The organism is Bartonella sp. bp_1, from assembly GCF_055808085.1.
Map to the genome: position 1 here is coordinate 1,339,077 of NZ_CM147851.1, position 12,552 is coordinate 1,351,628.

Consider the following 12,552-nt stretch of genomic DNA (forward strand, 5'->3'; position numbering starts at 1 on the left):
GAATGCATCCACCACCACTTCACACTAGCCGCATATCGACTTTTGGCCTATATACCGACTTGGCAATATCACCAGATCAAGCATATAATGATCGCAGATTTTTTCTTTTGCAAGCAAAAATGAATATTTTACATGCGTTGCTTGAATTTTAATCATATTGAATGAAAATGCCTTCAAAACAAACATTGAAAGACACAATTATCATCACGATGTCCGGTGAAGTGAACACCACCGGTACGTCGCCTCGCTGTCTTGCCTTGCCGCTCAGCCTACGTGAGACACCTCTCCTTCTTGAAAAAACAAATCTTGACCGGAAAAACTATCTTCTGTCTCGAAAAAAACACATAGACCCCAGCCCCCCATTATCCGGCATTTATCTCTACGCCCCTTCTGTCCTCGGCCTTTGGGCTGTCTATGCCGCAGAAAAAGAACCACAACATTTTGCTGGCCTTGTGATCAATTACAGCCAGATTTCATCAAGTTTCTGGTTATTTGTCACCCGATGGCGGCTCTTCAACGAACGTCGTCTGATGGGGTCGGATGTTCTAAGCCCGATGATGATGCGCGCATTACGTCGACATGTCGAAATTGCCGAACATTTTACACTGACAATTGGGGAATGGATCATGATACTGGAGGCTTTTCCCAAGAACATACAACGTCTTTCCTGCTCTTTATTCAATCTTGACTCCAAAAGTGCAAATACCCGGATAGAGCATTTCTTTAAATAAATATGCTCTCCCGCCCTATCTGTCGTTTCGCCATGGACGCCGCATAGTTTCAATGCTATGAGCGGTAACCTAAGAAAAATGAGCCGTAAGTATCCATGAAACTTTCCATCGTCATTCCCTGCCGCAATGAAGCAGACAACCTTGCCTTTTTGCTTGACGAAGTTGATGCCGCCATGAGCGGACGTGATTATGAAGTGCTTGTTGTCGATGATGGCTCAACAGACGGGACAGCCACGGTACTGGCTCAACGTATGAAGGAAAAAAAACCTTTACGTCACATCCGCCATGACCGCTCGGCAGGGCAGAGTGCAGCAGTACGCTCTGGCGTCTTTGCGGCTGCAGGAGATATTATCATCACTATGGATGGCGACGGACAGAATGATCCGAGCTATTTGCCACAATTAGCCGATGCGCTTGTGGCTGCGGGTGACAATTACGGTATTGCCGCCGGACAACGACTTAAACGTACCGATACAAAAATGAAGCAATTTTCATCCAAAATGGCCAACAAACTACGTCAATGTATTTTACATGACAATACACGTGATTCTGGTTGTGGATTAAAAGCTGTTTACACTCATATTTTCCGGACCTTGCCATTTTTTGACGGCTGGCACCGTTATCTACCTGCCCTTGTAATGCGCGAAGGCTATCAGGTTGCCCATATCGATGTTATTGATCGTACACGTGTACACGGCAAATCCAATTATGGTATTTTTGACCGCGCTGCCCGCGGCATCCTCGATCTCTATGGTGTCTGGTGGCTACGCCGCCGCCGCAAGGTTGTACCGCAAATCAGCGAAATCAAACCGGATAAGAAAAATGGCTGATATTTTTTCACAATTCACACAATGGCTGCATGATGTTTTTGTCGCCCAGTGGGACGCATGGGTTATTCTGGGTTTTGTAGCACAAGCATTATTCATGATGCGTTTTGTTATCCAATGGCTAGCATCGGAAAAAGCCAAAGAAAGCGTCATGCCGGTTGCCTTCTGGTTCTTTTCATTAGGCGGCGGTTTTCTGCTCTTTATCTATGCGCTCAAACAAAAAGACCCTGTCTTTATTGCCGGTCAGGGCTTGGGCCTCATCGTCTATCTACGCAATCTATTCCTTATCTACGGAAAACACGGCAAAAAATCCAAACAAGCCGACGATCAAAACCTGCCGACATAAATATAATAGATATGGCGTTTGAAATTAGACATGCCTTCATAGCCAAGCTCTACTTCATGCACTGGAAATTTCCCGAGAATAGGATAATTTGGCAGTCTAATACCGCCATCATGAGCAATTTTAGCAAGCTTATCCGGTATGGTTTCACTATTTTCCCACATAATGACAAGCGGTAATTGAAGCTTTGTTGAAGCATCCGGTGTTTCTTCATGCACTGTCTTTATATCGGGATTACGCAATCTTAAATTACCAGCAATCGTCGGGCGATCAGCCAAAATCATCTTATAGTCGCCCTGCGCCTTCAAGGCTTTATCCAACGGCGCATAATCAAGTAACTGAATAGGCGGTTCATTACGCCAGTTGCTGGCAATATTGATATAAAGCACAACAGGTACAATGAGGGCCGCTACCATACCGATAAAACCATAATACTTGACAATGCGCGTTGATAATTCAAACCGCGACAGCACCAACACCAGATAGGCCGGCACGAGAAAAAGAACCGGTTGCAACCAGCGGTCTTTGACATTGGTTATTCCCATAATGGCCACCAGAATGGCAACCAACAGGATACCCGACAACAAGACACTGCCAACAAAATGGAAGGCTTCGGCATTTTCATTCGATCTTTCCCGTTTCCAAAGCCGAAAATGGATAAAACCGACAAGAGCCGTCACCAGCGCCACAGCACTGAAACTCAACCCCGCAAAAGCAAAATCAAAAAGACCGGTCAAACGATCAAGAATAAAATTGCCTGATTCTGCAATAGCAAGCTTTGAAGTCCGGTCCGACAAAGCCTGAGGATGCATAACAATAAAACCGACAACCGGTGCAATAGCCCCAGCCATCACAATAAGGCCGATATAGAAATAGAGACTTTTAAAGTAATGCCGCATCATTGGCATACAAAGGCCGCCGATCAGAAGCGCGACAAGGAACAGACCACCATTGAACTTGCCCAACAGCGCACAAGCAAAAGCAAGCCCCATAATTACAGCCGACAACAAAGAACGTCTTCGCACAAAGAAGATAAAAGCAGCAAAACTCCATGCTGAACCGGCCGTCCCCATGATAGAATGGGTCAGCGCTCGCTGTGATTCCCATCCAATCTGCGGCAACAAGAATATGCCCAACATGGCACTGGCTGCTGTCAGCCTTGTTGTTCCCAACATCCGCAACGCAGCATAAACAGCTAGAAAAGTACTAGCCAGCAGCATATCCTTGATAATTTGCAACAACCAGAAATGTAATCCAAAAAGCTGACAGGCGAAATAGGATATCCATGTATAAAGCGGTGGCTGCGACCCCCCATAGCCAAAACGGAAGAAACTAATATTTGAGATCAGCTCCGCATCGTCAAGTCCTGCCCCTTGCGATATCGCACTGACATAAAAAGCCTCGAAAATAAAATAGCCCAGAATAAAGGCAACAGCCCACAATCCTCTATCATTTTTAGATGCAGGCTTATTATACATTTTCAAATTCAACGTCCGATTGATTGGTATTGAAGCCCCGTGCCGACAAAATCCTCAGTCTTATAGATATTACGTAAATCTATGAATTGATGGCCTGTCATGGTTTTGGCAATCGCATCGAGATCAAGCGCACGATAAGCATTCCATTCAGTCAAAATTGTGCACACACCTGCTCCCTGCACAGCTTCATAAGGTGACGAACACCAGACCACATCACCCAATATAATCTTAGCCTGATCCATAGCCTCGGGATCATGTGCCCTGACGGTCAATCCAGCTTCCTGCAACGCCTTGACAATATCAAGGGCGGGAGATTCTCTAACATCATCTGTATTGGGCTTAAATGCCACCCCGAGAACAGCCACGACATCCGAATTTTCTTTGCGTGCAGCCGCAATGATGCGCTTCGCCATATCGAGTTTACGCGCCTCATTGATTTCAATCACTGTTTCAATCAACTGTTGTGGTGCCCCGTATTTCTTACCCGTTGCAGCAAAAGCACGTGTATCTTTGGGAAAACAGGAACCGCCAAATCCGGGTCCGGCATGAAGGAATTTCGAGCCCACACGCTTGTCCATCCCTAAGGCCTTGGCGACTTCCTGCACATTACCGCCCACCTTCTCACAAAGATCGGCCACCTGATTGATGAAAGAAACCTTCATGGCCAAAAATGCATTGGCTGCATATTTGATCAATTCAGCATTTTCCAAAGATGTAACGACAAGAGGCGTTTCACGCAGATTAAGCGGACGATAAAGCTTGCGCATGACCGCATCAGCATGCTTATCCTCAACACCAACCACAACACGGTCAGGCCGCAAAAAATCTTCAATCGCAGAACCTTCGCGTAGAAACTCGGGATTGGATGCCATAGAAAAGGACACACCAGGACGACGCTTGGCAATCTGGTCACGGATACGCGCATTGGTACCAACAACCACTGTCGATTTTATCACGATAACCGCGCCATCACGCATGGCATCGGCTACCTGATCGGCAGCCGCTTCGATATATTGCAGATCGGCCTCGCCATCGCCACGACGAGACGGGGTACCAACAGCCAGAAACACGACATCGGCCTCAGCCACACTTGTAGCAAGATCCGTCGTAAAAGAAAGCCTACCCGCTTTGACATTGCGCGCCATCAATTCATCAAGCCCAGGCTCGAAAATCGTGACCTCTCCTGCCTGAAGACGCCCGATGATAGAAGGATTTGCATCAACGCAAGTCACATCAAATCCGAATTCAGCAAAACAGACACCCGAAACAAGACCAACATATCCTGTTCCGATCATGGTGATTTTCATCTATCTCAATCCTTGCGTAACAAACTTGCCTTTTGATAAGACTGTTTTACAGTGACTGCAAGCCCGATCAACCAAAGAAGCCTAACATGCACAGTAATGACGCATTGATTGTCATTGATATCCAGAATGATTTTTGCCCCGGTGGCGCATTAGCGGTTGAAGAAGGTGATGAAATCATACAGGTTGTCAACCATCTGATTGCCAATAGCAATCATGTCATCATCACCCAGGACTGGCATCCGCTCAATCACTCAAGTTTTGCCAGCAATCATGAAGGCCTTTCCCCCTATGATACAATTACGATGGACTATGGCAGCCAGACATTATGGCCCAACCATTGCGTACAAGGCACAAAAGGGGCGGCCCTCCACCCCGATTTACGCATAGCAAAGGCTGAACTGATTATCCGTAAAGGTTACCATCCTAACATCGACAGTTATTCTGCTTTTTTTGAAAACGACCACGAGACCCCAACAGGCCTTGGTGGATACCTAAAAGAGCGCAACATCCAGAATCTTACCTTTTGCGGTCTGGCAACGGACTTCTGTGTGGCCTATTCTGCAATTGATGCAGCAAAACTGGGCTTCAAATCCCGTGTCATTTTAGAAGCCTGCCGCGCTATTGACCTCAATGGCTCGCTTGATATGGCCCTTGATGCCATGCGCGAAGCCGGTGTCGAACTACTCTTGAAAGCCTGACTTATTCATCGGGCACTTTCAAGTGCCAATCCGGATGATTGCGATTATAGCGAATGGATGAATAGAGCGCAGTCAAAATAAAACACATACCGATTAATCCGGTAATCACTTCCGGTATATGGACGAGTGTCTGCACATACATAATCACGGCCAACACCAGAATAGCATAGAAAGCACCGTGCTCGAGATAACGATATTGGCCAAGCGTTCCTTTCTCGACCAGCATAATAGTCATCGAACGTACATAAAAAGCCCCAATACCAAGTCCTATGGCAATAACAAACAGATTCTTGGACAAGGCAAATGCGCCAATAACCCCATCGAAAGAGAAACTTGCGTCCAATACTTCCAGATAGATAAATGCGCCGGCAGCACCTTTATGGATCGCATCAACATTAGGCTTCTTGGTATCCAGCAAAGCACCAACACCCTCAACCAGCAAAAAGGTCAATAAACCCCATATTGCAGCAATCAGAAAAGTATGTTCGTCACTATCTTTGACCAAAGAAGAAAATAAAAGAATGAGAATAAGCGCAACCGACACTTCTATTCCCTGAACGGAGGCAAATTTCTGTGCGCGCGATTCAATAGCGCGAATCCAGTGAACATCTTTTTCGGCATCGAAAAAATATTTCATGCCAACCATCAACAAAAAGGTACCGCCAAAAGCTGCAATGCCAACATGAGCCTCTTGAATTTTCAAGGCATAACCCTGCGGATCCCATATGGCCATTTCCAAGGCCTTCAACGGACTTACCCATGCAGCAAAAGCAACAATGGCAAGAGGAAAGATAATGCGCATGCCGAAAACGGCGATGATAATGCCCCATGTCAAAAAGCGGTGCTGCCATTCCGGCGTCATGTCACGCAAAATACGCGCATTAACAATGGAATTATCAAATGAAAGCGAAATTTCCAGAACACCCAGAACGCAACAGATAAAAAAGAAAGAAAACATACCTGACATGGTACCGGTTTCAATCCACCCCAGCCACGAACCAAGCAGAAGACCGATAATTGTAAATGCGAAAGCCCATGTAAAATAGCGCAAAACGCCCATATTTATCCTCATTTATAACGCAGTCACAAAGCTGCTGGAACAGTTCCAGACAATCAAAATCGCCATCTGGATAAAATTGCGCATCTTTGTCCTATATGGATTTGAGCAATCACAAACACAAGAGGCAGTCGAGATATTTTTATTGTCAACATAGTGAAAACATTCTGTCGTTTTTGTAGGTATTTTAAATACAATCAATCCCGTTATATTCCTGCCTGAAATTAAACGCAATTTTATCTTTTCGAGAGGAAGTTTCATGTCTACCATTAAATCAATCATTGCCGGCAGCGCCTTTTTACTAGGTATTTCCGCAGCTTCAGCGGCCAGCATTGATATTCCGGCAGGCCAATACCAGAATGACCCGGCCCACTCCAATCTTTTGTGGCATGTTTCACATTTCGGCCTATCAAACTATTATGGCCGTTTCGATAATATCAAAGCAACACTTGAGCTGGACTCCGCCGATGTCTCAAAATCCAAACTCAACGTGACCATTGATCCCAAATCCGTCGATACAAATTTCCCCGCGTCTCCCAATACTTTTAATGAAGAAATTGCTGGTGAAAAATTTTTCGATGCTGCCAAGTTCAATGCCATTACCTTTAATTCGACAAAAATCGAACTAACCGGTGACAAAACCGGAAAAGTAACCGGCGATCTTACATTCCACGGCGTTACCAAACCTGTTGTTTTAGATGTTACACTCAACGCAGCTATGAAATCACATCCGATGTCAAAACAACCTGCTATCGGTTTTTCAGCAACCACCACCATCAAGCGCAGTGACTTCGGTGTCGATACATTGGTCGGCCCAGTTTCCGACGATGTTAATCTCATTATAGAAACAGAATTTGCACCAGCAAAATAAATCGATAGGCCCGCTCAATGAGCGGGCCTTCTTTCCAAAAAAACCACCATAAACCGCGTCTTGATTTTGATGCCTATCAACAAAATGATTGCAATAGGCAAGAGCTCGATAAAACCATATTGCTCGACATCAACTGTCACACTCACGACAAAATAAAAGTGAATGGCATGAATATTGTACTCTGCAACGGCACACTTTATATATGAGAAAAACACTCAAGAAAAGGACAAGCAGATGATTGAATCACGTGCGCTTATCAAAACAGAAAACGCCAGCAAATATCTGCAACAATTATCAAAACACTGGATCCATAAATTCACGACGCTCACCTATAGTGAAACAGAAGCCCATATTCCGTTTCGCGAAGATGTTGATCTTCGTATGTTTGCCCAAGGTCCAGAACTGGCTGTTGAATTGATAACACCAGACGAGGAAACAGCGCTGAAAATCGAAGGAGTCTTTGACAGCCACATCGAGCGCTTTGCCTTTCGTGAAACACTGATCATCAAATGGCATCGAAAAACAAAAGCCTGAAGTCGCTATCCTTTATAAAAATCAAACCTTGTCACGCCCTGATTTTATGCGTTCTTCATAAGCTTTCACATGGGTATAGGCCAATTTTGCAATCGGATGAGCAATACCTGCCGCTTCTGCCCTTTTAATAAGATCTCCAAGGATCTGTTCACCCTCGACACGCGCACCATTTTCAAGATCGCGCAGCATAGATGCCGTTGCGGTTGATTGTTCCCCATAAAGGAATGAAGCTGTATCATCATTGGTCGCATGATTAACCGGAAAACCATAATGCGAAGCAATGGCCTCATTAGCGGTCAAAAATGCTTCCATCGCCTCGCGACCGCCTACAGCACGGTTGATTTCACCGACATTGGCACGCATCAGGCATGTCATACCAGCAAGAACCGATAGGCGCACCCATTTATCCCACATACGCTGCATAATATTATCATCAGCACGTACTTTGAGACCCTTGGCATTTTCAAACATCGCTTGAAATGCCTCAGCCCGTGGATCATGTCCGCCAGCTTGCGAGCCGACAAACATCAAGGCCCCATCATTAAAATGTTTGACAACTCCCTCATCAGTCAAGGTTGCCTGAATAATCACCGTACCGCCAAATACATTCTTCTCACCGAATATCTCGCTCAAACGTTCCATATGCGCCATGCCATTGAGAAAAGGTATAATTACCGTTTCAGGGCCAACCGCCGGGCGGATCGATTCAATCGCACTCTCAAGATCATAGGCTTTAGAAGCAATCAGGATATAATCATATTCCGGCTCCAATACACTTGAAAGAACCGTTTTGACATTCAAGGTTGCATCCCCTAATGGGCTTTCAATCCGCAAACCTTTTTCCTGCATCAGTTTCTGGCGTTTCTCACGCACAAGAAAAGTGACATCGCCGCCAGCCTGCTGCAACCGACCGCCAAAATAACCGCCGACACCACCGGCACCCAATACAAGAAGTCTTTTCGACACGACGTCACCTCTCTGCAATAAAATCCAGTCGGCATAAGACCACAAGCTATTCATTGAGACAATGCCAAATGGCATAGCTGCATCATTATTTATTGATCGTTTCAAACCGTTCGTCAATCTGTCGTAACCTTATTGATTAGAGACCCAAAGCATGATCTGTTAGAATTGAGTTGATTCTGCTTTCACAACATGTGATTTTATTTCAAAGCGACCGGATAATTCGAGGTACTCCTGTCCGTTTTGGTAACATGATAAAAAGTCGGAATTGAGCATTCAAGATCATTCAAGAGGAGGAGAGGTCAATGCTGCAAACTGCACACAAACCCATGACCCCCATACAATATATAATTATCATTCTTCTGGCCATTATCGGTGCATTTGCACTTGGCTATATTGCGTTGCAACACGGTGAACAGATCAATGCAATGTGGATTGTGGTTGCCGCAGTCTGTGTCTATCTCGTCGCTTACCGTATTTATGGTGTTTTCATTTCAAGCAAGGTGCTTCAGGCCGATCCAACCCGTATGACGCCGGCCATCAGGCATAATGATGGCCTTGATTATGTGCCAACCGATAAGAACATTCTTTACGGACACCATTTTGCAGCCATTGCCGGTGCCGGTCCTCTGGTCGGTCCCGTTCTTGCCGCACAAATGGGCTATCTTCCCGGTATGTTGTGGATTTTGGCCGGTTGTGTACTCGCCGGTGCGGTTCAGGACTTCATGGTCCTCTTTATTTCTACACGCCGTGACGGTCGCTCATTAGGAGAACTGGTCCGTGAAGAAATGGGAACCATTCCAGGTGTTATCGCGCTGATCGGTTGTTTCATGATCATGATCATAATCCTCGGCGTTCTTGCCATGGTTGTGGTCAAGGCTCTTGCTGGCAGTCCTTGGGGCACTTACACTGTTGCCTTCACTATTCCACTGGCACTCTTTATGGGTGTTTATCTGCGTTATATCCGTCCGGGCCGTATTGGTGAAATCTCAATCATCGGCCTTTTCTTTTTGCTCTTTGCCATTATTTCCGGTGGCTGGATCAAGGACAGCGCTTATGCCTCATGGTTCACTTTTGATGCTGTCCAGCTGACATGGCTCATCATCATATACGGCTTTATTGCCGCTGTTCTGCCTGTCTGGCTGTTGCTTGCACCACGTGACTATCTGTCAACCTTTTTGAAGGTCGGCACAATTATTGCACTTGCAATTGGCATTGTTGTTCTACGTCCGACATTGGAAATGCCAGCCTTGACGAAATATGTCGACGGCACCGGCCCTGTCTGGGGTGGCGGTTTATTTCCATTCCTCTTCATCACCATTGCCTGCGGTGCAGTCTCGGGTTTTCATGCCCTCATCTCATCGGGTACAACCCCCAAAATGCTCGCCAATGAAAAACAGGCTGTCTTCATCGGTTATGGCGGTATGTTGATGGAATCCTTTGTGGCTATCATGGCTTTGATTGCCGCATGCGTGATCAATCCACATATCTATTTTGCCATGAATATGCCGTTAGCATCCCTTGTACCTGCTGGCATGACGGCAACTGATCCCGGCTTTTTGCAAGCGGTCTCGGATACAGTCAATGCCTTGCCGATCATCCGCGATACACTGGTGACACCTGCCGATCTACAATTGATTGCCTCGCAAGTCGGTGAAGCATCGGTTATTGCCAAAACCGGTGGCGCACCAACATTGGCTGTCGGCATGGCCCATATTCTCCATCACGCCCTAGGTGGATGGATGAATATGTCCTTCTGGTATCACTTTGCCATTTTGTTTGAAGCCCTCTTCATTCTTACGGCAGTGGATGCAGGTACCCGTTCAGCACGCTTCATGTTGCAGGATTTGCTTGGTCTCATTCATCCAAATCTGAAAAAAACCCACAATCTTTTCGCCAACCTGCTGGCAACAGCACTTGTCGTCATTTTCTGGGGTTACTTCGTCTATCAAGGCGCCATTGATCCACAAGGCGGCATCTATTCATTGTGGCCTCTATTCGGCATTGCCAACCAGATGCTGGCGGGCATGGCACTTCTGCTCTGCACAGTTGTTCTCTTCAAAATGAAACAACAGCGCTTTGCCTGGGTTGCCATTCTGCCTGCCATATGGCTTTTCGCATGCACCATGACGGCTGGCTGGCAAAAAGTGTTTGATGCCAAACTCAGTTTCTTTGCCGCTGCTGCCAAAGCAACCAAAGCGCAGCTGAAATTGGGAAACCAGATCAATGGCATTTTGACAATCTTTTTCATGCTCTGTGTTGTGTTGCTGGCCTTGTTCGCCATCAAGACCTGCCTCAAAGCTTTGAAAAGCGAAAAGCCGACCACCGCGGAAACACCTTATGAACCACTCCCTGCCAATTGGGAAAAAATGGTCAGCGGCGGTCACTAATTCTGCCCTATAAGGATGGCAGTCTATCTGCCATCCTTCCTTGAATAAGGAGATGCATTATGTTTTCAAAAGTTGCGCAAGCAGGCAAATATCTTGGCCAAGCAGCCAAACTTATGATCGGTGTCCCAGACTATGACAATTATGTCCAGCATATCCGCCTGACCCATCCCGATCAGGAGCCTATGACCTACGCCGAATTTTTCCGTGAACGCCAAGATGCCCGTTATGGTGGCAAAGGCGGCGGCTTCCGTTGCTGCTAAACAATCTAAAAAAATGACTGTAAATAATGTAGTTCCTGTAACACTTTTGACCGGTTTTTTGGGTTCCGGCAAGACAACGCTGATCAATCAGCTACTCAAGAATAATCATGGTCAACGCATTGCCATTGTCGAAAATGAATTCGGTCCGGCCAATATTGATGGCGCCCTACTCGAAAGCAATGAAGACATCAGTCTGGTAGAACTGACCAATGGCTGTGTATGCTGTTCGGTACGTGGCGAATTTACCGATGCAATGCTTGACCTCTTACAGCGCCGACAACACGGTGAATTGGCATTCGAGCGCATTATTATCGAGACAACCGGTCTGGCCGATCCATCACCCATTACTCAGGCTTTCTTTGTTGATGAAAACCTACGCGAAATGATGCGTCTTGATGCTTGTATTTGTCTTGCCGACAGCGAACATATTCTCAAACAACTGGATGAACACCCTGTTGCCGGTGCGCAAATCGGGTTTGCCGACCGTATCATTCTGACCAAAGGCGACAGAATTGATACTGTCCTTAGAACACATGTTTTACAACGCTTGCACCAAATCAACAATAAAGCCGATATCTATGAAATCAACCACGGCATTTGTGATGCCGATATCTGGCTTGATCTACATGCCTTTGAGCTGAGTGACCCTATCGGCATTGCATCAGGCAGCTATCGAATAGACAACAATAAAAAGCCGGTTTTTCGCCAATTTGGAACCGCACAAGCCGTTTTTGAGCAATCATGGAATGATAATATCCAGAGCTTCCTGTTTGAAGGAAAAACAATGGATATTGAAAAGATCGGCACCTTTATGGAGCAACTGATTGAAAACCACGGCAATGATATGTTGCGTTACAAGGGCGTTCTCGCCGTCGCTGGTGACAATCGCCGCCTCATTGTACAAGGCGTTCATAAAGTTGTCGGCTTTGATTATGGCTCACCATGGTCAAACGATGAAGAAAAATGCTCGCGTCTTGTCATCATCGGCCGCAACCTACCGATTGAAAAAATACGAAACGGCTTCAAACTGGCCGAAATACGTAAATAAAACCTATTCTAACCTGCTATAATATCTCACTTGCGATGCCGCAGG

The 12,552-nt window shown here is 46.0% G+C and carries 13 protein-coding genes; 9 read left to right on the forward strand and 4 right to left on the reverse strand.

What is annotated here, in order from left to right; genetic code table 11:
• The first annotated feature begins 167 nt into the window (after positions 1 to 167).
• The 3 genes from ACYZ97_RS06660 to ACYZ97_RS06670 all read left to right on the forward strand — a co-directional run bounded on the left by ACYZ97_RS06660 (position 168) and on the right by ACYZ97_RS06670 (position 1,904).
• Positions 168 to 731 (forward strand): hypothetical protein, encoded by a 564-nt coding sequence (locus ACYZ97_RS06660; RefSeq protein ID WP_473297620.1) that lies wholly within the window; start codon positions 168 to 170, stop codon positions 729 to 731.
• A 95-nt stretch (positions 732 to 826) separates the two neighbouring features.
• Positions 827 to 1,561, forward strand: a complete 735-nt coding sequence (locus ACYZ97_RS06665) for a glycosyltransferase family 2 protein (protein ID WP_473297622.1) — start codon at positions 827 to 829, stop codon at positions 1,559 to 1,561.
• Entirely contained in the window at positions 1,554 to 1,904 is a 351-nt protein-coding gene (locus tag ACYZ97_RS06670; RefSeq protein ID WP_473297624.1) for a lipid-A-disaccharide synthase N-terminal domain-containing protein, read from the forward strand. The genes ACYZ97_RS06665 and ACYZ97_RS06670 overlap by 8 nt, the downstream gene beginning before the upstream one ends.
• Here the strand turns inward: ACYZ97_RS06670 and ACYZ97_RS06675 are convergent.
• Positions 1,886 to 3,379 (reverse strand): ArnT family glycosyltransferase, encoded by a 1,494-nt coding sequence (locus tag ACYZ97_RS06675; protein ID WP_473297626.1) that lies wholly within the window; start codon positions 3,377 to 3,379, stop codon positions 1,886 to 1,888. The genes ACYZ97_RS06670 and ACYZ97_RS06675 overlap by 19 nt on opposite strands.
• Before the next feature lie 8 nt (positions 3,380 to 3,387).
• A complete protein-coding gene (locus ACYZ97_RS06680; RefSeq protein ID WP_473297628.1) occupies positions 3,388 to 4,686 on the reverse strand; it encodes a UDP-glucose dehydrogenase family protein in 1,299 nt (432 codons plus the stop codon).
• Between the two features lie 86 nt (positions 4,687 to 4,772).
• On the opposite strand from ACYZ97_RS06680, the gene pncA reads away from it, so the two are divergent.
• The gene (gene pncA / locus ACYZ97_RS06685; RefSeq protein WP_473297630.1) at positions 4,773 to 5,384 is read left to right on the forward strand and encodes a bifunctional nicotinamidase/pyrazinamidase; all 612 of its coding nucleotides are present in this window, start codon (positions 4,773 to 4,775) and stop codon (positions 5,382 to 5,384) included.
• 1 nt (position 5,385) lies between these two features.
• On the opposite strand, the gene ACYZ97_RS06690 is transcribed toward pncA, so the two are convergent.
• Positions 5,386 to 6,444, reverse strand: a complete 1,059-nt coding sequence (locus tag ACYZ97_RS06690; RefSeq protein WP_473297632.1) for a DUF475 domain-containing protein — start codon at positions 6,442 to 6,444, stop codon at positions 5,386 to 5,388.
• A gap of 256 nt (positions 6,445 to 6,700) precedes the next feature.
• On the opposite strand from ACYZ97_RS06690, the gene ACYZ97_RS06695 reads away from it, so the two are divergent.
• Complete coding sequence (locus ACYZ97_RS06695; protein WP_473297633.1) at positions 6,701 to 7,312, forward strand: YceI family protein; 612 nt, start codon at positions 6,701 to 6,703, stop codon at positions 7,310 to 7,312.
• Positions 7,313 to 7,546: 234 nt separating this feature from the next.
• Positions 7,547 to 7,846 (forward strand): DUF2218 domain-containing protein, encoded by a 300-nt coding sequence (locus ACYZ97_RS06700; protein ID WP_473297635.1) that lies wholly within the window; start codon positions 7,547 to 7,549, stop codon positions 7,844 to 7,846.
• Positions 7,847 to 7,867: 21 nt separating this feature from the next.
• Here the strand turns inward: ACYZ97_RS06700 and ACYZ97_RS06705 are convergent, their stop codons facing one another.
• Complete coding sequence (locus ACYZ97_RS06705) at positions 7,868 to 8,812, reverse strand: ketopantoate reductase family protein (protein ID WP_473297637.1); 945 nt, start codon at positions 8,810 to 8,812, stop codon at positions 7,868 to 7,870.
• 302 nt (positions 8,813 to 9,114) lie between these two features.
• Between ACYZ97_RS06705 and ACYZ97_RS06710 the strand changes: the two genes are divergently transcribed.
• Genes ACYZ97_RS06710 through ACYZ97_RS06720 form a run of 3 tightly spaced genes read left to right on the forward strand, consistent with a single transcriptional unit; the run spans position 9,115 to position 12,507 of the window.
• Positions 9,115 to 11,199: a carbon starvation CstA family protein gene (locus tag ACYZ97_RS06710; RefSeq protein ID WP_473297638.1), complete on the forward strand. Its 2,085-nt coding sequence runs from the start codon at positions 9,115 to 9,117 to the stop codon at positions 11,197 to 11,199.
• Between the two features lie 59 nt (positions 11,200 to 11,258).
• Positions 11,259 to 11,459: a YbdD/YjiX family protein gene (locus ACYZ97_RS06715; protein ID WP_473297640.1), complete on the forward strand. Its 201-nt coding sequence runs from the start codon at positions 11,259 to 11,261 to the stop codon at positions 11,457 to 11,459.
• Entirely contained in the window at positions 11,425 to 12,507 is a 1,083-nt protein-coding gene (locus ACYZ97_RS06720; RefSeq protein WP_473297641.1) for a CobW family GTP-binding protein, read from the forward strand. Before ACYZ97_RS06715 ends, ACYZ97_RS06720 begins: the two co-directional genes overlap by 35 nt.
• Positions 12,508 to 12,552: the final 45 nt, after the last annotated feature.

What these genes read in the sequence shown, in the direction of transcription:
- ACYZ97_RS06690 (WP_473297632.1), bottom strand. Translation starts at nt 6,444, where the DNA reads ATGGGCGTTTTGCGCTATTTTACATGGGCTTTCGCATTTACAATTATC.
- ACYZ97_RS06720 (WP_473297641.1), top strand. Translation starts at nt 11,425, where the DNA reads ATGGTGGCAAAGGCGGCGGCTTCCGTTGCTGCTAAACAATCTAAAAAA.
- ACYZ97_RS06665 (WP_473297622.1), top strand. Translation starts at nt 827, where the DNA reads ATGAAACTTTCCATCGTCATTCCCTGCCGCAATGAAGCAGACAACCTT.
- ACYZ97_RS06680 (WP_473297628.1), bottom strand. Translation starts at nt 4,686, where the DNA reads ATGAAAATCACCATGATCGGAACAGGATATGTTGGTCTTGTTTCGGGT.
- ACYZ97_RS06695 (WP_473297633.1), top strand. Translation starts at nt 6,701, where the DNA reads ATGTCTACCATTAAATCAATCATTGCCGGCAGCGCCTTTTTACTAGGT.
- ACYZ97_RS06715 (WP_473297640.1), top strand. Translation starts at nt 11,259, where the DNA reads ATGTTTTCAAAAGTTGCGCAAGCAGGCAAATATCTTGGCCAAGCAGCC.
- ACYZ97_RS06670 (WP_473297624.1), top strand. Translation starts at nt 1,554, where the DNA reads ATGGCTGATATTTTTTCACAATTCACACAATGGCTGCATGATGTTTTT.
- pncA (WP_473297630.1), top strand. Translation starts at nt 4,773, where the DNA reads ATGCACAGTAATGACGCATTGATTGTCATTGATATCCAGAATGATTTT.
- ACYZ97_RS06675 (WP_473297626.1), bottom strand. Translation starts at nt 3,379, where the DNA reads ATGTATAATAAGCCTGCATCTAAAAATGATAGAGGATTGTGGGCTGTT.
- ACYZ97_RS06700 (WP_473297635.1), top strand. Translation starts at nt 7,547, where the DNA reads ATGATTGAATCACGTGCGCTTATCAAAACAGAAAACGCCAGCAAATAT.
- ACYZ97_RS06660 (WP_473297620.1), top strand. Translation starts at nt 168, where the DNA reads ATGCCTTCAAAACAAACATTGAAAGACACAATTATCATCACGATGTCC.
- ACYZ97_RS06710 (WP_473297638.1), top strand. Translation starts at nt 9,115, where the DNA reads ATGCTGCAAACTGCACACAAACCCATGACCCCCATACAATATATAATT.